The organism is Pseudoxanthomonas sp. LjRoot143 (assembly GCF_964252945.1).
GTDB lineage: Bacteria > Pseudomonadota > Gammaproteobacteria > Xanthomonadales > Xanthomonadaceae > Pseudoxanthomonas_A.
Genome location: NZ_CAXUPM020000001.1, coordinates 2,738,248 through 2,763,982, shown reverse-complemented (window position 1 = coordinate 2,763,982; position 25,735 = coordinate 2,738,248). Strand labels below are relative to the sequence as shown.

The window sequence follows — 25,735 nt, the reverse complement described above, 5'->3', positions numbered from 1 at the left end:
TCGCGGGTCAGTCGAGTGGCGCGGGCGGCAGGCCCTTGCGGTGCCGGTCAGCCATGCGCCGGGCGATGCCGGCGAAGCCTTCCGCGAACCGGGGCATGTCGAACAGCGGTGCGTGGGTGATCGCGGTCTGCAGGCGGGTGCGCAGGGCGGCGCGCGCATCGGCATCGCGACCCAGCCGGATGGCGGTGGCGACGAACGTCGCATCATCGGGCACGTTCATGTCACCCAGGCCGAGATGATGGTTGAGGCTGCCGGCGACGCGCGCGGCGAACGTCATGCCCGGGCAGGTCAGCACTGCACAGCCCGCCCACAGCGCATCGGACGCGGTGGTGTGTGCGTTGTACGGATGCGTGTCGAGGAACAGGTCGACGTGCCGGTAGCGCGCCACGTACTCCGCATGCGGCAGCTTGCGCATGAACACCAGTCGCGCGGGATCGATGCCGCGCGCCTGCGCGGCTGCGCGCAGGCGCTCGTCGGCCCGGCCCGGTCCGGACAACAGCCACAGCACGCTGCCGTCGACGTTCGCCAGCACATCGAGCATGCGCGACACGCTGCGTGGATTGAGCTTGTAGCTGTTGTTGAAGCAGGCGAAGACAACGCCGGTGGCGGGCAGGCCGCAGGCCTCGCGCGAAGGCGGCGTGTCGATCGAGCGGCGCGTGTCCGACGGCTGGAAGGCGCCAGGCAGATACGCGACGGTTTCGCTGTACGACGGCACCAGCGTATCGGGCAGGGCGAAGCGGTCCGCCAGCACGTAATCGATCCACGGCGCCCCGGACGTGCCGGGATAGGCCAGCCAGTTGACCTGCACGGGTGCGGGCCGCATCGCCAGCACTTCCGGCGTGCCGCCGCCGCCCCAGCCGCGCAGGTCGTACAGCACGTCGATGCGCTGGTCGCGGATGGCCTGCGCGATGCGCGCATGCGATTGTCCGGCGACGTCGTGCAGCTGCGTCGCGGCGGTCAGCCGTTGCCGGATGGGGCCGCCGTCATCGGGTGTAAGCGCGAACAGGTGCGCGGACACCGCTTCCTGCACCTGCACCGCCTCGAAGAACGCCACCGTCAGCAGGCCGGTGGGATGCGCACCGAAACCGTTGGACAGGAAGCCCAGGCGCAGCGGTGCGTCTTCTGCTGCGCGAGGTGCGAGCGGCAACGGACGGATGACGGCGGCTATCGCTTGCGCGCGCTGGCGGGCGCAGGCGAGTTGCTCGTTCGCGCTCGCGTCTTCACTGAGGAACGCGAACGGTTCGACGACGCCATGCCCCTCACGCACGGCGCGACGCACCTGCGCCGACAGCGTGTCGAGGTCGCGCCAATCGCATAGCTTGCGGCGCCAGTTGAGCAGATGGGCGGCGAACATCGGTTCGCCGGGCATCAACCGGTAGGCGTGTTCGTAAGCCTGCGCGGCGGCTTCGGCCTCGCCGGCGTCTTCCAACGCGTGTCCGAGCCACAGCGCGATGCCGGGATGCTGCGGCGCCTGCGCGGCGGCCTCGCTCAATGCCTGCGCGGCCTGTACGTGCTGGCCTGACAGCCAATGGCTGCGGCCGAGTCGCGCGAGCGCTTCGGGATGCCGTGGCCGCAGGTTCAATGCGCGCTGCGCGGCGCGAAGTCCGGCCTCGGCATCGCCGTGGTCGAGTTCGGCATCGGCCAGCATGACCCAGGCGATGAAATCCTGCGGTTGCGCACTCACGGCCTGCCGCAGGCGATCACGCTCGCTGACGGCCGGACCGACGCGGCTCATCGCAGCGGCAGGCGGAAGCGCAGCGTGCCGTCGTACGCGGTCCAGCCCATCGCGTGGTACAGCGCCTGCGCGGTCGCGTTGTCGTGGTCGGTTTCCAGTTCCAGCCGCAGCGCGCCGTCGTCGCGCGCGAAATCCGCGGCCGCGACCAGCAATGCACGGGCCACGCCGCTGCGCCGCGCTTCCGGCACTACCAGCAGGTCGTTGAGGATCCAGGTGCGGGTGGCGCTGACCGACGAGAAGGCGGGATAGAGCTGGGTGAAGCCGACGGCATCCCGCCCGATCTCCGCCAGCAGGATCACTGATTCGTTGCGCGCCATGCGCGCCTGGATGAAGTCGCGGGCCAGCGCCGGATCCGACGGCTTGCCGTAGAACACACGGTACAGGTCGAACAGCGGGGCGACAGTGTCGAGGTCGTCCGGCGTCGCTTTCCTGATCGTGGCGGTCATGCGGCCTCCGTCAGCCGTGCGAGTTCGTCGGCCAGGTGCTCGCGGCCGAGGCGGTCGATCAGTTCGTCCAGGTCGCCCTGGATGATGTTGGGCAGGTCGTACAGCGTAAGGCCCTCGACACGGTGGTCGGTGATGCGGCCCTGCGGAAAGTTGTAGGTGCGGATGCGCTGGCTGCGGTCGCCGCTGCCGACCTGCAGCTTGCGGGTCTCCGCCTGCGCCGCCTGCTGCTTGCTACGTTCTGCGTCGAGCAGCTGCGCCTTCAGGCGCTTCATCGCCTTGTCGCGGTTGGCATGCTGGCTGCGCTCGGTCTGGCATTCCACCACCACGCCACTGGGCACGTGGGTGATGCGAATCGCCGACTCGGTCTTGTTGACGTGCTGGCCGCCGGCGCCGGAGGAGCGGAAGGTGTCGACTTTCAGGTCGGCCGGATTGATGACGATGTCGTCGACCTCGTCCACGTCCGGAATGATCGCCACCGTCGCCGCCGACGTGTGGATACGACCCTGCGATTCGGTTTCGGGCACACGCTGCACGCGATGGGTGCCGGACTCGAACTTCAGCTTGGAATACGCGCCGCGGCCGACGACGCGCGCCACCACTTCCTTGTAACCGCCGTGTTCGCCGGGGCTGTCGGATTCGATCTCGACCTTCCAGCCTCGGCGCTCGGCATAGCGGGCGTACATGCGGAACAGGTCGCCGGCGAAGATCGCGGCTTCGTCGCCGCCGGTGCCGGCGCGGACTTCGAGGAACAGATTGCCCTCGTCGCGGTTGTCCTTCGGCAGCAGCAACAGCATCAGTTCGTCGTCGAGCTGCGCCAGGCGTTGCTGGGCAGCGGCGATCTCCTCGTCGGCCAGTTCGGCCAGCTCCGGGTCGTCGCGCATTGCCTGCGCGGCGGCCAGGTCGGCCTGCGCGCGCTTTTCTTCCGCCATCGCGGTGGCTACGGGTTCCAGCTGCGAAAACTCGCGCGAGAAGGCGCGGAAGCGATCACTGTCGCCGATCACGCCGGGATCGGCGAGCAGGCGTTCGAGTTCTTCCCGGCGCTCGGCCAACGCTTCGAGCTTACGGCGCAGCGTCGGCGTCATCGTCTTTCTTCAGATGGGAGTAGGGCGGCTGCGCGGGGAACAGGCGGTCGGCGGCGCGCGCCAGGTCGCCGTCGCCACTCATGGCGGCTTCGCGCAGCGCCGCGGTCGGCGGATGCAGCAGGCGGTTGGTCAGCGTGTGCGCGAGGAACTCCAGCACCTGCTCCGGTTCGCGGCCGTTGGCGAGTTGCTGGCGCGCCTTGGCCAGCACGTCCTCGCGGGTGGATTCGCCCAACGCACGGAGGCGCTTCAGCGGCTCCTGGCGGGAGCCGGCAAGCAGGCTTTCCATGAAGCGCCCGACCTGCACATCGATGATCGCTTCGGCGGCGTCGGCGGCTTCGCGACGCCCGCGACGGTTGTCCTCGACCGCGCGCTCCAGGTCGTCGACCGTGTAGAGGTAGGCATCGGGCAACTCGGCCACGGATGCCTCGATGTCTCGCGGCACCGCCAGGTCGAACAGCAGCATCGGCTTGTGCTTGCGCTTGGCCAGCGCGGCCGCGACCTGGGCCTGCAGCACGACGGGCTCGCGCGCCGCGGTGGCGGAGAACACCACGTCGGCTTCGGCCAAATGCCGTTCCAGGTCGGTCAGCGGCAGCGCGTAGCCGCCGTGGCGCGTGGCCAGTTCCTGTGCGTGCGCCAGCGTGCGGTTGGCGACCAGCAGTCGGCGCACCTTGCCTTCGCTCAGGTGCTTGGCGGCCAGTTCGATGGTTTCGCCGGCGCCGACCAGCAGGACGGTGGAGTCACTGAGGCGGGCGAAGGAGTTCTGCGCCAGGCGCACCGCGGTGGAGGCGACCGATACCGGGTTCGCACCGACGCGGGTATCGGTGCGCGCGCGCTTGGCGACGGCGAAGGTCTGCTGGAACAGGCGGTCCAGGCGGTTGCCGAGCGCACCGTGTTCGCGCGCCGTGGCCCAGGCGTCCTTCACCTGGCCGAGGATCTGCGGTTCGCCCAGCACCATCGAATCCAGCCCGGTCGCGACCCGGAACAGATGGCGCACGGCGTCCGCATCGCGATGGCGGTAGAGGTAGCCCTCGAGGCCCTCGGCATGGGTGGCCAGCCAGCTCGCCAGCACATCGCCGTCCTCGGCCACCGCGTACAGCTCTGTGCGGTTGCAGGTCGACAGCAGGGCGGCCTCGACCACGTCGGGCAGCGCCCGCAGCGACGACAATGCGTGCGGCACCGTGCCGGCGTCGAACGCCACGCGTTCGCGCAGATCGACCGGCGCGGTCTGGTGGTTCAATCCGAGGACCCACAACGTCATCGTTCAGGCGCTTGCAGTAAGCTGCTGGCTCATATCAGGGCCGCCATTTTACGGCCGACGTGACGTTCATGCCCGAAATGATTCGCAGCTGGGTTGCCGCGCTGGTCCTCGCGGCCGCTGTCCCGTCCGCCATGGCGGCGAAAGCGGCTCCGCCCGCCGACCAGCCCGACGATGCGCTGGGCACGGTCATGGCCGGCGAATTCGCCCTGCAGGCAGGACAGCTGCCGGAGGCCGCGCGCTGGTATCTCGACGCGGCGAAGCGGGGCGACGACGCCGGGTTGGCCGAGCGCGCCACCCGCATCGCGCTGCTGGCCAAGGACGATGCCCGGGCAGCCGAGGCGATCAAGCTGTGGCGGGCGCGGGGACCGCGCACGCTGGCCCTGCGTGGTGCGGAGGCCACGTTGGCGCTGCGCCAAGGTCAGGCGCGGGTCGCACGCCGGGAACTGTCCGCCTTGATGAAGGATGCCGATGACCTGGGCTGGCGCTACGCGCTGACCGCACTGGGAAGCGGGGGCAAGGATCCGGCGCTGGCGCCGCGATTGCTGCGCGAACTGGTGGACGACGGCGCCATTCCGAACAAGCTGCAGCCGTGGCTGGCATTCACCGGCCTTGCGCAACAACTGGAGCAGCCTGCGCTGGCCGAGCGCATGGTCGGCGATGTCGTGAAGCGATTCTCCGGCGAGCCGTTGGTGGCGCTGCTGCAGGCCAGCCAGTTGCTGCAGGCCGACCGCAAGCAGGAGGCGCGCGTCGTACTGGATGGCCTGCTGCCCAAGGCGGCGACCGATCCGGCACTGCGGCTGAAGCTGGCCGAGGAGTACGACCGGCTGGGCGATCCCGCCGCTGCCTCGCACGCCATGGGGCAGGGCCCCCAGGACACGCTGACCTACGGATTGCGTGCGCAACTGCTGGCCAAGGCCGACGACAAGGCCGCCTTGAATGCGCTGTACGAGGAACTGAAAAAGGTCGGCACGGACCAGCCGACGGAGTACAGCCCGGACCGGCGCCTGCTGCTGGGCCAGATGGCGGAGTTCCTGGAGAAGCGCGAGGAAGCGCTCGCGTGGTACCGCAGCGTCCCGGCGGGAGACCAGCGCGCCGATGCCCGCCTCCGCACGCTGAAGGCGTTGTTCGACCTCGGTCGCAAGGACGAAGCCTTCGCCGAGGCCCGGGCACTGCAGGGCGACGCCAGCGTCGAGGATGGCACACGACGCGACGCCTATCTCATGGAGGCCGAACTGCGTCAGCAGGCCGAGCAGGACGAGGGCGAACTGGAAGTTTTCGCGCGCGGGCTGGCCGCCTATCCGGACGATCTGGCGCTGCTGTATTCGCGTGGATTGGCGTGGGAGCGACGCGACCGCATCGACCATGCGGAGGCGGATTTCCGGCGCATCCTGGTGATCGAGCCTGACAATGTGGCGGCGCTCAATGCACTGGGTTACACGTTGGCCGACCGTACCACGCGCTACCAGGAGGCGCTGGAGTTGATCGATCGCGCGCGCACCGCGGTGCCGGACGACGCGGCCATCATCGACAGCTACGGCTGGGTGCTGTACCGGCTCGGCCGCAATGCGGAAGCACTGGTCGAACTGCGGCGTGCCTTCACGCTGCAGAAGGACCCCGAGATCGCCGCGCACGTGGCCGAAGTGCTGTGGGTGATGGGGCAGAAGGACGAGGCGCGCCGGTATTTCGACGAGGCACGCAAGCTCGACCCCGACAATCGCTCGCTGCTGCGGGCGCTGGAGAAGACAGGCGCATGAATGTTTCAGGTTTCCTGCTGGCGGGGCTTGCAGCCCTGTCGATGGCGGGCTGCGCCACGCGTGGCCCGGCCGTGGATTCGCCGACGCTGAGCGATCCCGAGGCGCTGGCTGCGGCACAGGCAGCGCAGGCCACCCGTGCGGCATGGCTGGCGTCGCAGCCGGACTGGTCGTTTGCCGGGCGGGTGGCCGTCAATGCGAACGGGAAGGGCGGCAGTGGCCGTATCGACTGGCAACAGACGGGCACGGCTTACCAGGTGGCCCTGAGCGCGCCAGTCACCCGGCAGAGCTGGCGCCTGGGCGGCGACCTGCAGACCCGGGCGGCCCGCCTGGATGGGCTGGAGGGCGGACCGCGCGAAGGCCTCGATGCCGATCGTCTGCTGCGCGAGGCCACCGGCTGGGATATCCCGGTCGCCTCGATGGTGCACTGGGCCCGCGGTGTCGCCGATCCCTCCGCCGCCGTGGAGGGCACGGAGTACGCCGCCGATGGCCGGGTGCGGAGCCTGACCCAGCAGGGATGGCGGGTGGACTATCTGGACTGGTTCCCGGCCGAGGGTACCCAGCCAGTCATGCCGCGCCGCATGGAGGCGCGTCGGCAGGGGGCTACCGTCAAGGTCGCCGTCGATCAATGGCAACTGGCGCCGCAGTGAGCGCGTTCCCGGCGGAGGAGGGCTGGTCGGCCTGGCCAGCCCCGGCCAAGCTCAACCTGGCCCTGCAGATCGTCGGGCGACGTGCGGACGGCTACCACCTGTTGCAGACCGTGTTCCGGCTGTTGGCGTGGGGGGACACGATCCACCTGCGGGTTCGGGCGGATGGCGAGATCCGACGGGTGGGGGAGTCCGCCCCGGGCGTCCCGGAGGCGGAGGACCTGGTCGTTCGTGCCGCCAGGCTGCTCAAAAAAGAAGCCAATGTCGCTAAAGGTGTCGACATCGGTGTCGAAAAGCGCATTCCGGCCGGCGGCGGTTTCGGCGGCGGATCGTCGGATGCCGCGACCGTGCTGGTCGCCCTGGACCAGATCTGGGGCTGTGGCCAGGCGACAGACCGGCTGGCGTCGCTGGGGCTGCAGCTGGGTGCGGACGTGCCTGTCTTCGTCCGTGGTGAGAATGCGTGGGCCGAAGGTGTGGGTGAGATTCTGGCGCCCCTGACCCTCGCGCCAGCCTGGTATCTGCTGGTGGATCCGGGTGTCCACGTGCCGACGGCAGCCCTTTTCGCGTCGCCGGATTTGACGCGTGATGCTGCACCCGCGAAAATATCGGACTTCGTTTCGGGATCACTGCTCGGCAACGCGTTCGAGCCGGTCGTGCGTCGCCGGGAGCCTGCCATCGAGGCAGTCTTCCAGGCCCTGTCGCAGATCGGTGCGCCACGTTTGACGGGTTCCGGCGGCGGCTGCTTTGTCGAGTTCGCTGACCGGACCTCTGCCGAGGCCGCACTGGCGTCACTGCCTGCCGGGCTTCATGCCTGGGTGGTGGAGGGCGCAGCGCGCTCGCCGCTGCTGGATGCGCTGGCGCAGGTTCGCGGGACGGAGAAGTACGCCTAGGGGCGTCGCCAAGTGGTTAAGGCACCGGGTTTTGATCCCGGCATTCGTAGGTTCGAATCCTTCCGCCCCTGCCAATCCAGTCCAGCTGCATCCGCCGAGACGACCCATGCAAGACGAACGTAACCTGCTCGTGTTCTCCGGCAACGCCAACAAGCCGTTGGCGAACAGCATCTGCCGCGAGCTGGGCGTGCGTCCCGGCAAGGCGCTGGTGTCCCGGTTCTCCGACGGCGAAGTCCAGGTCGAGATCCAGGAAAACGTGCGCCGGCAGGAAGTGTTCGTCGTGCAGCCGACCTGCGCGCCGAGCGCTGAGAACCTGGTGGAGCTGCTGGTCCTGATCGACGCGCTGAAGCGCGCCTCGGCCAGCAGCGTCACCGCGGTGGTGCCGTACTTCGGCTACGCCCGCCAGGATCGCCGCATGCGCTCCTCGCGCGTGCCGATCACGGCGAAGGTGGCGGCGAAGATGTTCGGCGCCGTCAGCGCGGACCGCGTGCTGACGGTCGATCTGCATGCCGACCAGATCCAGGGTTTCTTCGATATCCCGGTCGACAACGTGTACGCGTCTCCGCTGCTGCTAGCCGACATCTGGCGCGCCTACGGCACGGAGAACCTGCTGGTGGTGTCGCCGGACGTGGGTGGCGTGGTGCGCGCCCGTGCGGTGGCCAAGCGCCTCGACGACGCCGATCTGGCGATCATCGACAAGCGCCGCCCGCGCGCCAACGTCGCCACGGTGATGAACATCATCGGTGACGTGGAAGGCAAGGACTGCGTGCTGGTGGACGACATCGTCGATACCGCCGGTACGCTCTGCGCCGCCGCCGCGGCGCTGAAGCAGCACGGCGCCAACAAGGTGGCGGCGTACTGCACCCACCCCGTGCTCTCGGGCCCGGCGGTGGACAATCTGAACAACTCGGTGCTCGACGAACTCGTCGTCACCGACACGATCCCGCTCTCGCCGCAGGCGCAGGGCTGCAGCAAGATCCGCCAGCTGTCGGTGGCGGAACTGCTGGCGGAAACGATCCGCCGCATCGCCTTCGGCGAGTCGGTCAGTTCGCTATACGTGGATTGAGTCTCCGCTGCGCGCCGGACCATCGGCGGGCGGCTCTCCGGGTTCATCTGGTCGCGGGTGAACCTTTCATCAGATCGCCGAAGGGCGGTCCAACAACTAGGTAGTGAAGAAAATGGCTAAGACGCATGAAATCAAGGTCGAGCGCCGCGAAGACGAGGGTAAGGGTGCGAGCCGCCGCCTCCGTCACGCGGGCACCGTGCCTGCCATCGTTTACGGTGGCGAACTGAAGCCGGTCAGCATCCAGCTGAACCACAACGAAGTCTGGCTGGCCTCCCAGCACGACTGGTTCTACTCGTCGATCCTGGACCTGAGCCTCAACGGCGACATCCAGAAGGTGCTGCTGCGTGACATGCAGCGCCATCCGTTCAAGCAGCAGATCATGCACCTGGACTTCCAGCGCGTGAACGAGAACGAGACGCTGCGCACCGCGGTGCCGCTGCACTTCCTCAACGAAGACAAGTCGCCGGCCGGCAAGTCCGCCGAAGTCGTGGTCACCCACGAGCTGAACGAAGTCGTCGTCGAGTGCCTGCCGAAGGACCTGCCGGAATTCATCGAGATCGACCTGGCCGACCTGGCCATCGGTGCGGTGATCCACCTGTCCGACGTCAAGCTGCCGGCCGGCGTGACCATCCCCGAGCTGAAGCTGGGCAAGGAACACGACGTCGCCGTCGTGATCGCCAAGCACGGCAAGGAAGAAGCCGAAGAAGCGCCGGCCGAGTCGGCCGACGTGCCGGCTTCGAAGGTCGCCAAGAAGGACGACAAGTAATCGCGTGATCCTGCGCCCGCCTCGGCGGGCGCAGGCGCGTGATGCGTCTCCATGGCAGGCTTGCGCCTCATCGTCGGACTGGGCAATCCCGGTGCCGAACATGCCCGAACCCGGCACAACGCCGGGTTCCATTTTGTCGACGCCCTGGCGGAACGGCAGGGTGAGCGGTTCGGGCTGGACTTCAAGCTGTTCGGCGAGACCGCCAAGGTCGTGATTGCGGGTCAGCCGGTGTGGTTGCTGAAGCCGGCCACCTACATGAATCTCAGCGGCAAGTCGGTAGCCGCCGCACTGCGCTTCTGGAAGATCGCGCCGGAAGAGGCCCTGCTCGCGCATGATGAGCTGGATCTCGCACCGGGCGCCGCACGACTGAAGTTCGATGGCGGCCACGGGGGCCAGAACGGTCTGCGCGACACCATCCAGCATCTCGGGCACGGCAAATTCCACCGGCTGCGGATCGGTATCGGCCATCCGGGGCACAAGGATCGGGTGACCGGCTGGGTACTGGGCAAGCCGGGCAAGGACGATGAAATCCTGATCGCGCGGGCGATCGACGATGCGGTGGACGTGCTGCCGCTGGCAGTGGCCGGCAACTTCATGGATGCGATGACACGGCTGCACACGCAGAAGACGTGATGGGTCACTGGTGATTGGCGATTTGCGGGCGACATGCGTCGCGAATCGCCAATCACGAGTGAAGAATCACGAATCCGGGAAGTAGACATGGGCATCAAATGCGGCATCGTGGGTCTGCCGAACGTCGGCAAGTCCACCCTGTTCAATGCGCTGACCAAGGCGGGCATCGCCGCGGCCAACTTCCCGTTCTGCACTATCGAGCCGAACGTCGGCGTGGTGCCGGTGCCGGACCTGCGCCTCAACCAGCTGGCCGAGATCGTCAAGCCGCAGAAGGTCATCCCGACGGCGGTCGAGTTCGTCGACATCGCCGGTCTGGTGGCGGGTGCGGCCAGTGGTGAAGGCCTGGGCAACAAGTTCCTGGCGCACATCCGCGAGGTGGACGCGATCACCCATGTGGTGCGCTGCTTCGAGAACGACGACGTCATCCACGTCAACAACCGCATCGATCCGATCTCGGATATCGACACCATCGATACCGAGCTGGCCTTGGCGGACCTCGATAGCGTCGAGAAAGCGCTGAATCGTGCAGAGCGCTCGGCCAAGCAGGGCGAGAAGGACGCCATCGCCCGTAAGCCCGTGCTGCAGAAGCTGCAGGCCGGACTCAACGATGGCAAGCCGGGTCGCGCGCTGGGTCTGGATGACGAAGAGAAGGCGCTGGTCCGCGACCTGTTCCTGCTGACGCTGAAGCCGGTGATGTACGTGGCCAACGTGCTCGAGGACGGCTTCGAGAACAACCCGCACCTGGACGCCGTGCGCGCGCGCGCCGCGACCGAGGGCGCCCAGGTGGTGCCGGTCTCGGCGGCGATCGAAGAAGAGCTGTCCCAGCTCGACGACGCCGACCGCGATGCCTTCCTGGCCGACCTGGGGCTGGACGAGCCGGGCCTGAACCGGGTGATCCGCGCGGCCTACACCCTGCTGGGCCTGCAGACCTACTTCACCGCGGGCGTGAAAGAAGTGCGGGCCTGGACGGTGCGGGGTGGCTCCACGGCTCCCCAGGCAGCGGCGGTGATCCATACCGATTTCGAGAAGGGCTTCATCCGCGCCGAGACCATCGCGTTCGACGACTTCCTCAAGTACAAGGGCGAAGCCGGTGCCCGTGACGCCGGCCGCCTGCGCCTGGAAGGCAAGGAATATCGCGTGCAGGAAGGCGATGTCCTGCATTTCCGGTTCAATGTCTGAGAAAAAAGTGTCCCGGACGCGTTGACAGACGTGTCGGCACACGCCAAAATCTCGGGCTGTTTCACCCTGGTTTGATTTGGCCTCCCGGCCGGGTCAGTCCGGTGATCCCGGAGGGATACCCAAGCGGCCAACGGGGGCAGACTGTAAATCTGCTGGCTTACGCCTTCGGTGGTTCGAATCCACCTCCCTCCACCAGTTTTCGTTGTTGTTTCGAGTTGTAGTGGTCTCCCGGTGCGGGAGTAGTTCAATGGTAGAACTGTAGCCTTCCAAGCTACTAGTGCGGGTTCGATTCCCGTCTCCCGCTCCACTGAACACCCGTGCAGGACCAGCGGCAATCCAGGCAACACAACCGGTTTCACGCTCACGTAGCTCAGTCGGTAGAGCACCTCCTTGGTAAGGAGGAGGTCGAAGGTTCGATTCCTTTCGTGAGCACCACTTCCATCCATTTGATCCACTCGAGAACCAGCAGCCATGGCAAAGGGTAAGTTCGAACGCACCAAGCCCCACGTGAACGTGGGCACGATTGGTCACGTTGACCACGGCAAGACGACGCTGACGGCGGCGCTGACGAAGATCGGCGCGGAGCGTTTCGGTGGCGAGTTCAAGGCCTATGACGCGATCGACGCGGCGCCGGAAGAGAAGGCGCGCGGCATCACGATCTCCACGGCCCACGTGGAATACGAATCCGCCTCGCGCCACTACGCGCACGTGGATTGCCCCGGCCACGCCGACTACGTGAAGAACATGATCACCGGTGCTGCCCAGATGGACGGCGCGATCCTGGTGTGCTCGGCCGCTGACGGCCCGATGCCGCAGACCCGCGAGCACATCCTGCTCTCGCGCCAGGTCGGTGTGCCGTACATCGTCGTGTTCCTGAACAAGGCCGACATGGTGGACGACGCCGAGCTGCTCGAGCTGGTCGAAATGGAAGTCCGTGAACTGCTGAGCAAGTACGAGTTCCCGGGCGATGACACCCCGATCATCTCGGGCTCGGCCCGTCTGGCGCTGGAAGGCGACCAGAGCGAAATCGGCGTGCCGGCGATCCTGAAGCTGGTCGATGCGCTGGACACCTGGATCCCGACCCCGGAGCGCGACGTCGACAAGCCGTTCCTGATGCCGGTGGAAGACGTGTTCTCGATCTCGGGCCGCGGCACCGTGGTGACCGGCCGTATCGAGCGCGGCGTGATCAAGGTGGGCGAGGAAATCGAAATCGTCGGTATCCGTCCGACCCAGAAGACCACGGTCACGGGCGTGGAAATGTTCCGCAAGCTGCTGGACCAGGGTCAGGCGGGCGACAACGCCGGTCTGCTGCTGCGCGGCACCAAGCGTGACGACGTGGAGCGTGGCCAGGTGCTGGCCAAGCCGGGTTCGATCACCCCGCACACCGAGTTCGAAGCCGAAGTCTACGTGCTGAGCAAGGACGAAGGCGGCCGTCACACCCCGTTCTTCAAGGGCTACCGTCCGCAGTTCTACTTCCGCACGACCGACATCACGGGCGCCGTGACCCTGCCGGAAGGCGTGGAAATGGTGATGCCGGGTGACAACATCAAGATGGTGGTCACCCTGATCAACCCGGTGGCGATGGACGAAGGCCTGCGCTTCGCGATCCGCGAAGGCGGTCGTACGGTCGGCGCCGGCGTGGTGGCCAAGATCATCAAGTAAGCCCCTGCGGTCCCGGCGAGGACTCGCCGGACAGCGACAAGGGCGGACCGGAACCTCGGTCCGCCTTCGCCGTCTAAGGGAAGGTTGTAGCAAATCGATACGCCAGTAGCTCAATTGGCAGAGCAGCGGTCTCCAAAACCGCAGGTTGGGGGTTCGAGTCCCTCCTGGCGTGCCACTTCCTTCCTCGCGGAGCCCGGGTCCCCGGTGCTCCCCAAAGCAAAGAGCGACAATTGACTTGAACAGCAAGGTCGAACAATCCAAAGCCGGCACGCCTGCAGCCGACATCGCCAAGTACGTCCTGGCGCTTGCGCTGGTCGTGGCCGGGCTGGTCGCATGGTGGTGGTTCAACGGCCAGTGGGCCACGCCGGTGCGTGCGCTGGCGGTGGTGGCTGGCCTGGTGCTGGGTGTGCTGGTGTTCCTGCAGACCGGCAAGGGTCGCGATACGCGCGAGTTCCTGTCCGAATCCCGCTTCGAGCTGCGCAAGGTGGTGTGGCCGACCCGTGAGGAAGCGACCCGCACGACCTGGGTGGTCGTCATTGTGGTCATCATCCTCAGCCTGATCCTGGCTGCCTTCGATTTCGGCATCCAGAAGGCGATCGAGCTGTTCCTGAATTTTGGCCGTTGAGGAGAGTGCCACAGTGAAGCGTTGGTATGTCGTCCATGCCTACTCGGGCTTCGAGAAGTCGGTGGCCCAGGCCCTCCGCGACCGCATCGTCCGCGACGACATGCAGGAAAAGTTCGGCGATGTCCTGGTCCCGACCGAAGAAGTCGTGGAAATGCGCTCCGGCCAGAAGCGCCGTTCCGAGCGCAAGTTTTTCCCGGGCTACGTGCTGGTCCAGATCGAAACCCATGATGAGGCGGGTATCCCGCGCATGGACAACGAGAGCTGGCACCTGGTGAAGGACACCTCCAAGGTTCTCGGCTTCATTGGCGGCACCGCGGACCGTCCGCTGCCGATCCGCGACGAAGAGGCTGCCGCCATCCTCGATCGCGTCCAGGAAGGCGTCGAGAAGCCCCGGCCCAAGGTGTTGTTCGAGCCGGGCGAGATGGTGCGCGTCACCGACGGCCCGTTCAACGACTTCAATGGCGTGGTCGAGGAAGTCAATTACGAGAAGAGCCGCCTGCGGGTCGCGGTGCTGATCTTCGGCCGTTCCACCCCGGTGGAGCTGGAGTTCGGTCAGGTCGAGAAGGCCTGATCCGGCGGCCCGGCAGGTTCGGCCGGAGCCGTAAAACCCTGATATACTGCGCGGCTCCCTGACGGCGATGCCGGGCAGGAGCCATGGCCGCCTTCGGGCGGCCATTGGTGCGTTCAAGAAAACGCGATGCCGGGACGCGTGATTTTCCCGGTCCGATGGGGAGCCTGTTACCCAGGCGCTAGCACCCGGAGAGTACTCACATGGCAAAGAAAGTTGTCGGTTACATCAAGCTGCAGGTGAAGGCCGGTCAGGCCAACCCCTCGCCGCCGGTCGGTCCTGCGCTGGGTCAGCGCGGCCTGAACATCATGGAATTCTGCAAGGCGTTCAACGCCGCCACGCAGAAGCTGGAGCCGGGCCTGCCGATTCCGGTGGTCATCACGGCCTATTCCGACCGTACGTTCACCTTCATCACGAAGACGCCGCCGGCGTCGATCCTGCTGAAGAAGGCCGTCGGCATCACGTCCGGCTCCAAGCGCCCGAACACCGAGAAGGTGGGCAAGGTCACCCGCAAGCAGCTCGAGGACATCGCCAAGGCGAAGGAGCCCGACCTGACCGCGGCCGACCTGGACGCAGCGGTGCGCACGATCGCGGGTTCGGCCCGCTCCATGGGCCTGACGGTAGAGGGTTAAGAGATGGCACAGAACAAGCGACAGAAGGCCATCCTGGCCGCCGTGACCCCCGGCAAGGCGTACGCCATTGACGAGGCCCTGAAGATCATCAAGACCGCGGTCAAGTCCAAGTTCGTCGAGTCCGTGGACGTCGCCGTTCGCCTGGGCGTGGACGCCAAGAAGTCCGACCAGCAGGTGCGCGGTTCGACCGTGCTGCCCGCCGGTACCGGCAAGTCGGTCCGCGTGGCGGTGTTCGCCCCGGCCGGCGCGAAGGCTGACGAAGCCGCCGCCGCTGGCGCCGAAGCCGTCGGCATGGACGACCTGGCCGAGAAGATGCTGGCCGGCGACATCAACTACGACGTGGTCATCGCCACGCCGGACGCGATGCGCGTGGTCGGTAAGCTCGGTACGGTGCTGGGCCCGCGCGGCCTGATGCCGAACCCGAAGGTCGGCACCGTGTCGCCGAACCCGGCCGAGGCGGTCAAGAACGCCAAGTCGGGCCAGGTGCGTTACCGCACCGACAAGGCCGGCATCATCCACTGCACCATCGGCAAGGCCAGCTTCGAGGACGAAGCGCTGAAGTCGAACCTGCAGGCGCTGCTGATCGACCTGGTGAAGGCCAAGCCGGCCACCTCGAAGGGTCAGTACCTGCAGAAGATCTCGGTCAGCTCGACCATGGGCCCCGGCGTGACCGTGGACCAGTCCTCGCTGTCCCTGAAGTAATCGCATCACCCCTGTCCCGCGACGCGGGACAGGGCGCAACGAATTTTGAGGGCAGTCGCCCAGGCCGGGGTCCCGGTGCAAGCGACAGCCGTCAAAGACCGCAGGTGCGGTCAGCGCGCAACGACGACGGGCACGGAGGCTCGTGTTGGCAGGGAATCGCCGTCGTGGCTAGCGGGATCGCTTAATCCATTCCCGTCAGGGAGTGCGCCTGCGCAGATGGTGCCGCCTTCTGGAAGTTTTCTGGTGCTGGCCGCAAGGCCGGCCAGTCAGACAGGCCACCGACGGGACCGCAAGTCCCCGGCATCCAGGATGGACGCCGTCCAGGACCGCGAGCGGCAGGAGCCGCGAGCGGAGTCAATTAGTGAGGAGTGTATGGCTCTCAATCTGTCCCAGAAGCAAGAAGTAGTCGCCGAACTGGCAGACGTCGCCTCCAAGGCGCACTCCCTGGTCGCTGCCGAATACGCAGGCACCACGGTCACCCAGATGACCGCGATGCGCAAGAAGGCTCGCGAGACCGGCGTGTTCTTGAAAGTTGTCAAGAACACCCTGGCCGTGCGTGCCATCGCCGGTACCGAATTCGAGGTTGTCCAGGACAAGCTCGTCGGTCCGCTGCTGTATGCGTTTTCGACCGAGGAGCCCGGCGCTGCCGGTCGCCTGATCAAGGAATTCGCCAAGGGTAACGACAAGCTGCAGCCGAAGGTCGTCTCCGTGGGTGGCCAGCTGTATCCGGCCAGCCATGTGGAAGTCCTGGCATCGCTGCCGACCCGTGATCAGGCGCTGGCCATGCTGGCCCGCGTGCTGGCCGAGCCCGCCACGATGTTCGCCCGCGCCGTCAAGGCCGTGGCCGATCAGCAGGGTGGTGGCGATGCACCGGCGGAAGCCGCTGCAGAAGCCCCGGCTGAAGCCTGAGTTCGACGTCTTTACGGTTCTACGAACCCTAATCCCAGATAATTTCCAAAGGTAAACACAATGTCCCTTTCCAACGAACAGATCGTCGACGCCATTGCCGGCAAGACCCTGATGGAAGTGATGGAGCTGGTCAAGGCCATCGAAGAGAAGTTCGGCGTTTCCGCCGCCGCCCCGGTCGCCGCTGCTGCCGGTCCGGCCGCTGCCGCCGCCCCGGTCGAAGAGCAGACCGAGTTCACCATCGTCCTGAAGGACGCCGGTGCCAAGAAGGTCGACGTCATCAAGGCTGTCCGCGCAATCACCGGCCTGGGCCTGAAGGAAGCCAAGGACCTCACCGAGGCCGGCGGCGTGCTGAAGGAAGGCGTGTCGAAGGAAGACGCCGACAAGTTCAAGAAGGAACTCGAAGCCGCTGGTGCGAGCGTCGAAGTCAAGTAAGTCGTATCCGTCGCCGGTTCACCCAGGCGACAACCCGAGGCCGGGGGCGAAAGCCCCTGGCCTTCGGTCGTTTCAAGACGTAGCGATGTAAACGCGAGTTTGTAGTTGGAAGTAGCGGCAGAAGGCGTGCTGGTGCCGGCAATACCAGCGACTTCCAACTGAAAATTCCCCCGTTCGAAAGAATGTCCCCCGTGTGGTCGCGGACGCGCGCCCCACGCTGCCAAAGGCACAGTCAACATGACGACATATTCGTTCACCGAGAAGAAGCGCATCCGCAAGGATTTCGGCAAGCAGCGGTCGATCCTCGAGGTCCCGTTCCTGCTGGCCATCCAGGTCGACTCCTACCGTGAGTTCCTGCAGGAGCACACCGATCCCGCCAAGCGCGAAGACCGTGGCTTGCACGCTGCGCTGAAGTCGGTCTTCCCGATCGCCAGCTACAGCGGCAACGCCGCGCTGGAATACGTCGGCTACAAGCTCGGCGAGCCCGTGTTCGACGAGCGCGAGTGCCGCAATCGTGGCCTGAGCTACGGCGCCCCGCTGCGCGTCACCGTGCGCCTGGTGATCTACGACCGCGAGTCGTCGACCAAGGCCATCAAGTACGTGAAGGAGCAGGAGGTCTATCTGGGCGAAATCCCGCTGATGACCGACAACGGCACCTTCATCGTGAACGGTACCGAGCGCGTCATCGTCTCGCAGCTGCACCGTTCGCCGGGCGTGTTCTTCGACCACGACCGCGGCAAGACGCACAGCTCGGGCAAGCTGCTGTACAGCGCCCGCATCATTCCTTACCGCGGCTCCTGGCTGGACTTCGAGTTCGACCCGAAGGACGCGCTGTTCACGCGTATCGACCGTCGCCGCAAGCTGCCGGTCTCGATCCTGCTGCGTGCGCTGGGCTACTCCAACGAGGAGATGCTCAACGAGTTCTTCGACGTCAACACCTTCCACATCCTGCCGGAAGGCGTGCAGCTGGAGCTGGTCTCCGAGCGCCTGCGCGGCGAGACGCTGAACTTCGACTTGGCCGATGGCGACAAGGTCATCGTGGAAGCCGGCAAGCGCATCACCGCGCGTCACGTGAAGCAGCTGGAACAGTCCGGCATCGCCGCGCTGGCCGTGCCGGATGAGTATCTGGTTGGCCGCATCCTGTCGCACGACGTGATCGACGCGAACACCGGCGAGCTGCTGGCCGCCGCCAACGACGAGATCACCGATGACCAGCTGGCCAAGTTCCGCAAGGCCGGCGTGGACGCCGTGGGCACGCTGTGGGTCAACGACCTGGACCGTGGTCCGTACCTGTCCAACACCCTGCGCATCGATCCGACCAAGACCCAGCTGGAAGCGCTGGTCGAGATCTACCGCATGATGCGTCCCGGCGAGCCGCCGACCAAGGATGCTGCGCAGAACCTGTTCCACAACCTGTTCTTCACGTTCGAGCGCTACGACCTGTCGAACGTCGGCCGCATGAAGTTCAACCGCCGCGTGGGCCGCAAGGAAACCACCGGCGAAGCCGTGCTGTACGACAAGAAGTACTTCGGTGCGCGCAACGACGAAGAAGCCAAGCGCCTGGTCGCCAGCCTGGGCGAGACCTCGGACATCCTGGACGTCATCAAGGTCCTGACCGAGATCCGCAATGGCCGCGGCACCGTCGACGACATCGACCACCTGGGCAACCGTCGCGTGCGTTCGGTCGGCGAAATGGCCGAGAACGTGTTCCGCGTGGGCCTGGTCCGCGTCGAGCGCGCCGTGAAGGAACGCCTGTCGATGGCGGAGTCCGAGGGTCTTACCCCGCAGGAACTGATCAACGCCAAGCCCGTGGCCGCCGCGATCAAGGAGTTCTTCGGCTCCTCGCAGCTGTCGCAGTTCATGGATCAGAACAACCCGCTGTCGGAAGTCACGCACAAGCGTCGCGTCTCGGCCCTCGGCCCGGGCGGCCTGACCCGCGAGCGCGCCGGCTTCGAAGTCCGCGACGTGCATCCGACCCATTACGGCCGCGTCTGCACCATCGAGACGCCGGAAGGCCCGAACATCGGCCTGATCAACTCGCTGGCCGTGTACGCGCGCACCAACAGCTACGGCTTCCTCGAGACGCCGTACCGCAAGGTCGTGGACGGCACGATCACCGACGAGATCGAGTACCTGTCGGCGATCGAAGAGAACGAGTACGTCATCGCGCAGGCCAACGCGCTGCATGACGCCAAGAGCCGCCTGACCGAGCAGTTCGTGCCGTGCCGCTACCAGGGCGAGTCGCTGCTGAAGCCGCCGAGCGAAGTGGACTACATGGACGTCTCGCCGATGCAGACCGTGTCGGTCGCCGCGGCGCTGGTGCCGTTCCTGGAGCACGATGACGCCAACCGCGCACTGATGGGCGCCAACATGCAGCGCCAGGCCGTGCCGACGCTGCGTGCGCAGAAGCCGCTGGTCGGTACCGGTATCGAGCGCGCCGTGGCGCGCGACTCGGGCGTGACCGTGAACGCCCGTCGTGGCGGCGTGGTCGAGCAGATCGACGCCGGCCGCATCGTGGTGAAGGTCAACGAGGTCGAGATCTCCGGCGAAACCGATGCCGGCGTCGACATCTACTCGCTGATCAAGTACACGCGCTCCAACCAGAACACCTGCATCAACCAGCGTCCGCTGGTGAACGTGGGTGACGTGGTCGCGCGCGGCGACGTGCTGGCCGACGGTCCTTCGACCGACATCGGCGAGCTGGCGCTTGGTCAGAACATGCTGATCGCGTTCATGCCGTGGAACGGCTACAACTTCGAAGACTCCATCCTGCTCTCCGAGCGCGTGGTGGAAGAGGATCGCTACACCACGATCCACATCGAAGAGCTGACCTGCGTCGCGCGCGACACCAAGCTGGGGCCGGAGGAAATCTCCGCCGATATCCCGAACGTCTCCGAGCAGGCACTGAACCGCCTCGACGAGAGCGGCGTGGTGTACATCGGTGCGGAAGTGCGCGCCGGCGACATCATGGTCGGCAAGGTCACGCCGAAGGGCGAGAGCCAGCTGACCCCGGAAGAGAAGCTGCTGCGCGCGATCTTCGGCGAGAAGGCTTCGGACGTGAAGGACAGCTCGCTGCGCGTGCCGCCGGGCATGGACGGTACCGTCATCGACGTGCAGGTCTTCACCCGCGACGGCATCGAGAAGGACAAGCGTGCGCGCCAGATCGAGGAAAACGAGATCAAGCGCGTCAAGAAGGACTTCGACGACCAGTTCCGCATCCTCGAAGGAGCCATCTACGCCCGCCTGCGTTCGCAGCTGGTCGGCAAGGTCGCCAACGGCGGTCCGGGCACGCTGAAGAAGGGCGACGCGATCTCCGACGCCTACCTCGACGGCCTGAAGAAGTCCGAGTGGTTCACCCTGCGCATGAAGGACGATGACGCGTCCGACGCCATCGAGCGCGCCCAGATGCAGATCCAGGCGCACGAGAAGGAGTTCGAGCGTCGCTTCGCCGACAAGCGCGGCAAGATCACCGCCGGCGACGACCTCGCCCCGGGCGTGCTGAAGATGGTCAAGGTCTACCTGGCCGTGAAGCGCCGCATCCAGCCGGGCGACAAGATGGCCGGCCGCCACGGCAACAAGGGTGTCGTGTCGACCATCGTGCCCGTCGAGGACATGCCGTACATGGCCACCGGCGAGACCGTGGACATCGTGCTGAACCCGCTGGGCGTGCCGTCGCGTATGAACATCGGCCAGGTGCTGGAAGTGCACCTGGGCTGGGCCGCCAAGGGCCTGGGTCGCAAGATCCAGGAGATGCTGGAAGCCCAGGCCAAGGTGGCCGACCTGCGCAAGTTCCTGACCCAGATCTACAACCACGACCAGAAACTGGGCGAGGACCGCGTGGACCTGGACCAGTTCAGCGATGCGGAACTGATCGCGCTGGCGAAGAATCTGACCGACGGCGTGCCGATGGCCACCCCGGTGTTCGACGGTGCCGCGGAAACCGAAATCAAGCACATGCTCGAGCTCGCGGACCTGCCGATCAGCGGCCAGACGCAGCTGTTCGACGGCCGTACCGGCGAGGCGTTCGATCGCCACACCACGGTCGGCTACATGCACATGCTGAAGCTGAACCACCTGGTCGACGACAAGATGCACGCGCGCTCCACCGGCCCGTACTCGCTCGTCACCCAGCAGCCGCTGGGCGGCAAGGCGCAGTTCGGCGGCCAGCGCTTCGGTGAAATGGAAGTCTGGGCGCTGGAAGCCTACGGCGCGGCGCACACCCTGCAGGAAATGCTGACGGTCAAGTCGGACGACGTGCAGGGCCGCAACCAGATGTACAAGAACATCGTCGATGGTGCCCACGAGATGGTCGCGGGCATGCCGGAATCCTTCAACGTGCTGGTGAAGGAAATCCGCTCGCTCGCCATCAACATGGAGCTGGAAGACTGATCGATGTGGCGCGGCGGCACTGACCTGCCGCTGCGCCGATCGACCCTGGTCAACCCGCCATCGACAAAGATTCCTCCTGACGGAGAAACACCATGAAAGACCTGCTCAACCTCTTCAACCAGCAGCGCCAGACGCTGGACTTCGACGCGATCAAGATCGCGCTGGCCTCGCCGGACCTGATCCGTTCGTGGTCCTTCGGCGAAGTGAAGAAGCCGGAAACCATCAACTACCGTACCTTCAAGCCGGAACGCGACGGCCTGTTCTGCTCGGCCATCTTCGGCCCGATCAAGGACTACGAGTGCCTGTGCGGCAAGTACAAGCGCATGAAGCACCGCGGTGTGGTCTGCGAGAAGTGCGGCACGGAAGTGACGCTGGCCAAGGTGCGCCGCGAGCGCATGGGCCACATCGACCTGGCCAGCCCGGTCGCGCATATCTGGTTCCTCAAGTCGCTGCCGTCGCGCATCGGCCTGATGCTGGACATGACCCTGCGCGACATCGAGCGCGTGCTGTACTTCGAAGCCTATGTCGTCACCGAGCCGGGCCTGACCTCGCTCGAGCGCCGCCAGCTGCTGACCGAAGAGCAGTTCATGCAGGCGCGCCAGGAACACGGCGACGACTTCGACGCCGCCATGGGCGCCGAGGCCGTCTACGACCTGCTGCGCACGATCGACCTGCAGGCCGAGATGGTGAACCTGCGCGAGGACATCGCCAGCACCGGTTCGGAAACCAAGCTCAAGCGCCTCACCAAGCGCATCAAGCTGATGGAAGCGTTCCTGGAGTCGGGCAACCGTCCGGAATGGATGGTCATGACCGTGCTGCCGGTGCTGCCGCCGGACCTGCGTCCGCTGGTCCCGCTGGACGGCGGCCGCTTCGCGACCTCCGATCTGAACGACCTGTACCGCCGCGTCATCAACCGCAACAACCGCCTGCGCCGCCTGCTGGAACTCAATGCGCCGGACATCATCGTGCGCAACGAAAAGCGCATGCTGCAGGAGTCGGTTGACGCCCTGATGGACAACGGCCGTCGCGGCCGCGCCATCACCGGCACCAACAAGCGTCCGCTGAAGTCGCTGGCCGACATGATCAAGGGCAAGCAGGGTCGCTTCCGCCAGAACCTGCTGGGCAAGCGCGTCGACTACTCCGGCCGTTCGGTCATCGTGGTCGGTCCGACCCTGCGCCTGCACGAGTGCGGCCTGCCGAAGAAGATGGCGCTGGAGCTGTTCAAGCCGTTCGTGTTCGCCAAGCTGCAGCGTCGCGGCCTGGCCACCACCATCAAGGCCGCCAAGAAGCTGGTCGAGCGCGAAGAAGCCGACGTCTGGGACATCCTGGAAGAGGTCATCCGCGAGCACCCGGTGCTGCTGAACCGCGCACCGACGCTGCACCGCCTGGGCATCCAGGCGTTCGAGCCGGTGCTGATCGAAGGCAAGGCCATCCAGCTGCACCCGCTGGTCTGCACCGCGTTCAACGCCGACTTCGACGGTGACCAGATGGCCGTCCACGTGCCGCTCTCGCTGGAAGCCCAGCTTGAAGCGCGCGCGCTGATGATGTCCTCCAACAACATCCTGTCGCCCGCCAACGGCGAGCCGATCATCGTGCCGTCGCAGGACGTCGTGCTGGGCCTGTACTACATGACCCGCGCGCTGGAGAACAAGAAGGGCGAGGGCATGGCGTTCGCCAACATCGCCGAAGTCAAGCGCGCCTACGACAACCGCGCCGTCGAGCTGCACGCGAAGGTCAAGGTCCGCATCAGCGGCACCGTGATCGACGAGGAAGGCGGCCGCAGCCAGCAGACCAGCATCGTGGAGACCACGATCGGTCGCGCGCTGCTCGCCGAGATCCTGCCGGAAGGCCTGCCGTTCGCGCTGGTCAACACCGAGTTGAACAAGAAGGCCATCAGCCGCCTGATCAACTCCAGCTACCGCATGCTGGGCCTGAAGGACACGGTCGTGTTCGCCGACAAGCTGATGTACACCGGCTTCGCGTACGCCACGCGCGCCGGCGTCTCCATCGGCATCGACGACATGCTGATCCCGGCCGAGAAGAAGGGCATCCTGGGCGAAGCCGAACAGGAAGTGCTGGAAATCCAGGAGCAGTACCAGAGCGGTCTGGTCACCGCCGGCGAGCGCTACAACAAGGTGGTCGACATCTGGTCGCGCACCAACGAGCGCATCGCCAAGGCGATGATGGACACCATCGGTACCGACAAGGTGCAGAACGCCAAGGGCGAGACCATCAACGAGAAGTCGATGAACTCGCTGTACATCATGGCCGACTCCGGTGCCCGTGGTAGCCAGGCGCAGATCCGCCAGCTGGCCGGCATGCGCGGCCTGATGGCCCGTCCCGACGGCTCGATCATCGAGACGCCCATCAAGGCGAACTTCCGCGAAGGCCTGAACGTGCAGGAGTACTTCAACTCCACGCACGGTGCCCGTAAGGGTCTGGCCGACACCGCGTTGAAGACGGCGAACTCCGGTTACCTGACCCGTCGCCTGGTCGACGTGGCGCAGGACGTGGTGATCACCGAGGTCGACTGCGGCGGCACCGAAGGCCTGACCATGACCCCGATCGTGGAAGGTGGCGACGTGGTCGAGCCGCTGCGCGACCGCGTGCTGGGCCGTATCGTGGCCGAGGACGTGTTCCTGCCGGGCAACGACGAGGATCCGATCGTCACCCGCAACACGCTGCTCGACGAAGCGTGGGTGCAGAAGCTGGAAGATGCGGGTGTGCAGGCCCTGAAGGTGCGTTCCACCATCACCTGCGAATCCAACTTCGGCGTCTGCGCACACTGCTACGGCCGCGACCTGGCCCGTGGCCACATCGTCAACATCGGTGAAGCGGTCGGCGTCATCGCCGCGCAGTCGATCGGCGAGCCCGGCACCCAGCTGACCATGCGTACGTTCCACATCGGTGGTGCCGCATCGCGTGCCGCTGCCGTGGACAACATCACCGTCAAGACGACCGGCTCGATCAAGTTCAACAACCTGAAGTTCGTCGAGCACGCGAACGGCAGCCTGGTCGCGGTCTCGCGTTCGGGCGAACTGTCGGTACTCGACGGCCATGGTCGCGAGCGCGAGCGCTACAAGCTGCCCTACGGCGCCACCATCAACGTCAAGGACGGCGACCAGATCACCGCCGGCCAGGCCGTGGCCAACTGGGATCCGCACAACCACCCGATCGTCTCGGAAGTGGCCGGTTTCGTGCGCTTCGTCGACTTCGTCGACGGCGTCACCGTTATCGAGAAAACCGACGACCTGACCGGTCTGGCGTCGCGCGAGATCACCGATCCGAAGCGTCGCGGTTCGCAGGGCAAGGACCTGCGTCCGATCGTCCGCATCGTGGACAAGGACGGCAAGGACCTCAGCATTCCCGGTACCGACCTGCCGGCGCAGTACCTGCTGCCGCCGCGCTCGATCGTCAACCTGCAGGACGGCGCGCCCGTCGGCGTGGGTGACGTGGTCACCAAGGTGCCGCAGGAAGCGTCGAAGACCCGCGACATCACCGGTGGTCTGCCGCGCGTCGCCGACCTGTTCGAAGCCCGCAAGCCGAAGGATCCCGCGATCCTGGCCGAGCGCTCGGGTGTCATCAGCTTCGGCAAGGACACCAAGGGCAAGCAGCGCCTGATCATCAAGGACACCGATGGTTCGGAGCACGAGGAGCTGATCCCGAAGTTCCGCCAGATCATCGTGTTCGAAGGCGAGCACGTGGCCAAGGGCGAAACCATCGTGGACGGCGAGCCGAGCCCGCAGGACATCCTGCGCCTGCTGGGTGTCGAGCCGCTGGCGGCCTACCTGGTCAAGGAAATCCAGGACGTCTACCGCCTGCAGGGCGTGAAGATCAACGACAAGCACATCGAGGTCATCACCCGCCAGATGCTGCGCAAGGTGGAAATCACCGACGCCGGCAACAGCAAGTTCCTGGCCGGCGAGCAGGTCGAGAAGCAGCGTTTCATCGAAGAGAACGCCAAGCTGCTGGCCCGCAACGAGCTGCCCGCGAAGTACGATCCGGTCCTGCTGGGTATCACCAAGGCCTCGCTGGCGACCGAGTCGTTCATCTCGGCGGCGTCGTTCCAGGAGACCACCCGCGTGCTGACCGAGGCGGCCGTTCGCGGTACCCGCGACACGCTGCGCGGCCTGAAGGAAAACGTCATCGTCGGCCGGCTCATCCCGGCCGGCACCGGCCTGGCGTACCACAACCAGCGCCGCCGCAATGCTTCCGGCCTGACCGAGGCGGAAGTGAATGCCCTGTCGGGCGGCAGCACCGAGTCCGCTCCGGCGGCCGCGGCCGTGGCCACCGACGAAGCCGGCGAGGAGTCCAGCGCCAGCTAAACCGTACTACCTGACGGCCCTCGGGCCGTCCCAGACCA

The 25,735-nt window shown here is 66.2% G+C and carries 20 protein-coding genes and 5 tRNA genes; 21 read left to right on the top strand and 4 right to left on the bottom strand.

The features are described 5' to 3' along the window. Positions 1–7 precede the first annotated feature (7 nt). The 4 genes from ACSQ1W_RS13435 to hemA are packed head-to-tail and all read right to left on the bottom strand — an operon-like array spanning position 8 to position 4,521. The gene (locus ACSQ1W_RS13435) at positions 8–1,735 is read right to left on the bottom strand and encodes an O-linked N-acetylglucosamine transferase family protein (RefSeq protein WP_436044127.1); all 1,728 of its coding nucleotides are present in this window, start codon (positions 1,733–1,735) and stop codon (positions 8–10) included. Beyond that, a complete protein-coding gene (locus ACSQ1W_RS13430) occupies positions 1,732–2,181 on the bottom strand; it encodes an N-acetyltransferase family protein (protein ID WP_436044125.1) in 450 nt (149 codons plus the stop codon). Before ACSQ1W_RS13430 ends, ACSQ1W_RS13435 begins: the two co-directional genes overlap by 4 nt. Next, on the bottom strand, positions 2,178–3,263 hold the full coding sequence (gene prfA / locus ACSQ1W_RS13425) for a peptide chain release factor 1 (protein ID WP_436044123.1): 1,086 nt from the start codon (positions 3,261–3,263) through the stop codon (positions 2,178–2,180). Before prfA ends, ACSQ1W_RS13430 begins: the two co-directional genes overlap by 4 nt. Continuing rightward, on the bottom strand, positions 3,241–4,521 hold the full coding sequence (hemA, locus tag ACSQ1W_RS13420) for a glutamyl-tRNA reductase (protein ID WP_436044121.1): 1,281 nt from the start codon (positions 4,519–4,521) through the stop codon (positions 3,241–3,243). Before hemA ends, prfA begins: the two co-directional genes overlap by 23 nt. Positions 4,522–4,589: 68 nt before the next feature. On the opposite strand from hemA, the gene ACSQ1W_RS13415 reads away from it, so the two are divergent. From ACSQ1W_RS13415 to rpoC, 21 genes are all read left to right on the top strand, one after another. Next, positions 4,590–6,275, top strand: a complete 1,686-nt coding sequence (locus ACSQ1W_RS13415; RefSeq protein ID WP_436044119.1) for a tetratricopeptide repeat protein — start codon at positions 4,590–4,592, stop codon at positions 6,273–6,275. After that, positions 6,272–6,922 (top strand): lipoprotein insertase outer membrane protein LolB, encoded by a 651-nt coding sequence (gene lolB, locus ACSQ1W_RS13410; RefSeq protein ID WP_436044117.1) that lies wholly within the window; start codon positions 6,272–6,274, stop codon positions 6,920–6,922. Before ACSQ1W_RS13415 ends, lolB begins: the two co-directional genes overlap by 4 nt. Beyond that, positions 6,919–7,809 carry a 4-(cytidine 5'-diphospho)-2-C-methyl-D-erythritol kinase gene (gene ispE / locus ACSQ1W_RS13405; RefSeq protein WP_436044115.1) on the top strand — a complete coding sequence of 297 codons (891 nt, stop codon included), beginning with the start codon at positions 6,919–6,921 and terminating at the stop codon, positions 7,807–7,809. Before lolB ends, ispE begins: the two co-directional genes overlap by 4 nt. Beyond that, positions 7,808–7,883 (top strand) — tRNA-Gln (locus tag ACSQ1W_RS13400). The genes ispE and ACSQ1W_RS13400 overlap by 2 nt, the downstream gene beginning before the upstream one ends. A gap of 32 nt (positions 7,884–7,915) precedes the next feature. Beyond that, positions 7,916–8,875 carry a ribose-phosphate diphosphokinase gene (locus ACSQ1W_RS13395; protein ID WP_055940747.1) on the top strand — a complete coding sequence of 320 codons (960 nt, stop codon included), beginning with the start codon at positions 7,916–7,918 and terminating at the stop codon, positions 8,873–8,875. A 112-nt stretch (positions 8,876–8,987) separates the two neighbouring features. Then, positions 8,988–9,641 (top strand): 50S ribosomal protein L25/general stress protein Ctc, encoded by a 654-nt coding sequence (locus ACSQ1W_RS13390; protein ID WP_192272463.1) that lies wholly within the window; start codon positions 8,988–8,990, stop codon positions 9,639–9,641. Between the two features lie 51 nt (positions 9,642–9,692). Then, on the top strand, positions 9,693–10,274 hold the full coding sequence (pth, locus tag ACSQ1W_RS13385; RefSeq protein WP_436044112.1) for an aminoacyl-tRNA hydrolase: 582 nt from the start codon (positions 9,693–9,695) through the stop codon (positions 10,272–10,274). Between the two features lie 87 nt (positions 10,275–10,361). Further along, a complete protein-coding gene (ychF, locus tag ACSQ1W_RS13380; protein ID WP_436044110.1) occupies positions 10,362–11,453 on the top strand; it encodes a redox-regulated ATPase YchF in 1,092 nt (363 codons plus the stop codon). 109 nt (positions 11,454–11,562) lie between these two features. Further along, a tRNA-Tyr gene (locus ACSQ1W_RS13375) sits at positions 11,563–11,648 on the top strand. 38 nt (positions 11,649–11,686) lie between these two features. Next, positions 11,687–11,760 (top strand) — tRNA-Gly (locus ACSQ1W_RS13370). Positions 11,761–11,812: 52 nt separating this feature from the next. Continuing rightward, a tRNA-Thr gene (locus ACSQ1W_RS13365) sits at positions 11,813–11,888 on the top strand. A 36-nt stretch (positions 11,889–11,924) separates the two neighbouring features. Next, the gene (gene tuf / locus ACSQ1W_RS13360; RefSeq protein ID WP_192272445.1) at positions 11,925–13,115 is read left to right on the top strand and encodes an elongation factor Tu; all 1,191 of its coding nucleotides are present in this window, start codon (positions 11,925–11,927) and stop codon (positions 13,113–13,115) included. A gap of 99 nt (positions 13,116–13,214) precedes the next feature. Continuing rightward, positions 13,215–13,290 (top strand) — tRNA-Trp (locus tag ACSQ1W_RS13355). Between the two features lie 60 nt (positions 13,291–13,350). Then, positions 13,351–13,740 carry a preprotein translocase subunit SecE gene (gene secE, locus ACSQ1W_RS13350; protein WP_436044109.1) on the top strand — a complete coding sequence of 130 codons (390 nt, stop codon included), beginning with the start codon at positions 13,351–13,353 and terminating at the stop codon, positions 13,738–13,740. A 13-nt stretch (positions 13,741–13,753) separates the two neighbouring features. After that, positions 13,754–14,311, top strand: coding sequence for a transcription termination/antitermination protein NusG (gene nusG, locus ACSQ1W_RS13345; RefSeq protein ID WP_192272453.1), 558 nt, complete (start codon positions 13,754–13,756; stop codon positions 14,309–14,311). 200 nt (positions 14,312–14,511) lie between these two features. Beyond that, positions 14,512–14,940, top strand: a complete 429-nt coding sequence (gene rplK / locus ACSQ1W_RS13340) for a 50S ribosomal protein L11 (protein WP_055945202.1) — start codon at positions 14,512–14,514, stop codon at positions 14,938–14,940. 3 nt (positions 14,941–14,943) lie between these two features. Continuing rightward, on the top strand, positions 14,944–15,642 hold the full coding sequence (rplA, locus tag ACSQ1W_RS13335; protein WP_055945206.1) for a 50S ribosomal protein L1: 699 nt from the start codon (positions 14,944–14,946) through the stop codon (positions 15,640–15,642). Between the two features lie 372 nt (positions 15,643–16,014). Then, entirely contained in the window at positions 16,015–16,551 is a 537-nt protein-coding gene (rplJ, locus tag ACSQ1W_RS13330; RefSeq protein WP_192273911.1) for a 50S ribosomal protein L10, read from the top strand. A gap of 60 nt (positions 16,552–16,611) precedes the next feature. Beyond that, positions 16,612–16,983: a 50S ribosomal protein L7/L12 gene (rplL, locus tag ACSQ1W_RS13325; RefSeq protein WP_162338033.1), complete on the top strand. Its 372-nt coding sequence runs from the start codon at positions 16,612–16,614 to the stop codon at positions 16,981–16,983. Between the two features lie 237 nt (positions 16,984–17,220). Further along, on the top strand, positions 17,221–21,372 hold the full coding sequence (gene rpoB / locus ACSQ1W_RS13320) for a DNA-directed RNA polymerase subunit beta (protein ID WP_192272451.1): 4,152 nt from the start codon (positions 17,221–17,223) through the stop codon (positions 21,370–21,372). A gap of 92 nt (positions 21,373–21,464) precedes the next feature. Continuing rightward, positions 21,465–25,697 (top strand): DNA-directed RNA polymerase subunit beta', encoded by a 4,233-nt coding sequence (rpoC, locus tag ACSQ1W_RS13315; protein WP_436044106.1) that lies wholly within the window; start codon positions 21,465–21,467, stop codon positions 25,695–25,697. Positions 25,698–25,735: the final 38 nt, after the last annotated feature.

Excerpts from the sequence above, each read along its gene's own strand:
- ACSQ1W_RS13435 (WP_436044127.1), bottom strand. The coding sequence starts at position 1,735 with ATGAGCCGCGTCGGTCCGGCCGTCAGCGAGCGTGATCGCCTGCGGCAG.
- ACSQ1W_RS13430 (WP_436044125.1), bottom strand. The coding sequence starts at position 2,181 with ATGACCGCCACGATCAGGAAAGCGACGCCGGACGACCTCGACACTGTC.
- prfA (WP_436044123.1), bottom strand. The coding sequence starts at position 3,263 with ATGACGCCGACGCTGCGCCGTAAGCTCGAAGCGTTGGCCGAGCGCCGG.
- hemA (WP_436044121.1), bottom strand. The coding sequence starts at position 4,521 with ATGACGTTGTGGGTCCTCGGATTGAACCACCAGACCGCGCCGGTCGAT.
- ACSQ1W_RS13415 (WP_436044119.1), top strand. The coding sequence starts at position 4,590 with ATGCCCGAAATGATTCGCAGCTGGGTTGCCGCGCTGGTCCTCGCGGCC.
- lolB (WP_436044117.1), top strand. The coding sequence starts at position 6,272 with ATGAATGTTTCAGGTTTCCTGCTGGCGGGGCTTGCAGCCCTGTCGATG.
- ACSQ1W_RS13395 (WP_055940747.1), top strand. The coding sequence starts at position 7,916 with ATGCAAGACGAACGTAACCTGCTCGTGTTCTCCGGCAACGCCAACAAG.
- ACSQ1W_RS13390 (WP_192272463.1), top strand. The coding sequence starts at position 8,988 with ATGGCTAAGACGCATGAAATCAAGGTCGAGCGCCGCGAAGACGAGGGT.
- pth (WP_436044112.1), top strand. The coding sequence starts at position 9,693 with ATGGCAGGCTTGCGCCTCATCGTCGGACTGGGCAATCCCGGTGCCGAA.
- ychF (WP_436044110.1), top strand. The coding sequence starts at position 10,362 with ATGGGCATCAAATGCGGCATCGTGGGTCTGCCGAACGTCGGCAAGTCC.
- tuf (WP_192272445.1), top strand. The coding sequence starts at position 11,925 with ATGGCAAAGGGTAAGTTCGAACGCACCAAGCCCCACGTGAACGTGGGC.
- rplK (WP_055945202.1), top strand. The coding sequence starts at position 14,512 with ATGGCAAAGAAAGTTGTCGGTTACATCAAGCTGCAGGTGAAGGCCGGT.
- rplA (WP_055945206.1), top strand. The coding sequence starts at position 14,944 with ATGGCACAGAACAAGCGACAGAAGGCCATCCTGGCCGCCGTGACCCCC.
- rplJ (WP_192273911.1), top strand. The coding sequence starts at position 16,015 with ATGGCTCTCAATCTGTCCCAGAAGCAAGAAGTAGTCGCCGAACTGGCA.
- rplL (WP_162338033.1), top strand. The coding sequence starts at position 16,612 with ATGTCCCTTTCCAACGAACAGATCGTCGACGCCATTGCCGGCAAGACC.
- rpoB (WP_192272451.1), top strand. The coding sequence starts at position 17,221 with ATGACGACATATTCGTTCACCGAGAAGAAGCGCATCCGCAAGGATTTC.
- rpoC (WP_436044106.1), top strand. The coding sequence starts at position 21,465 with ATGAAAGACCTGCTCAACCTCTTCAACCAGCAGCGCCAGACGCTGGAC.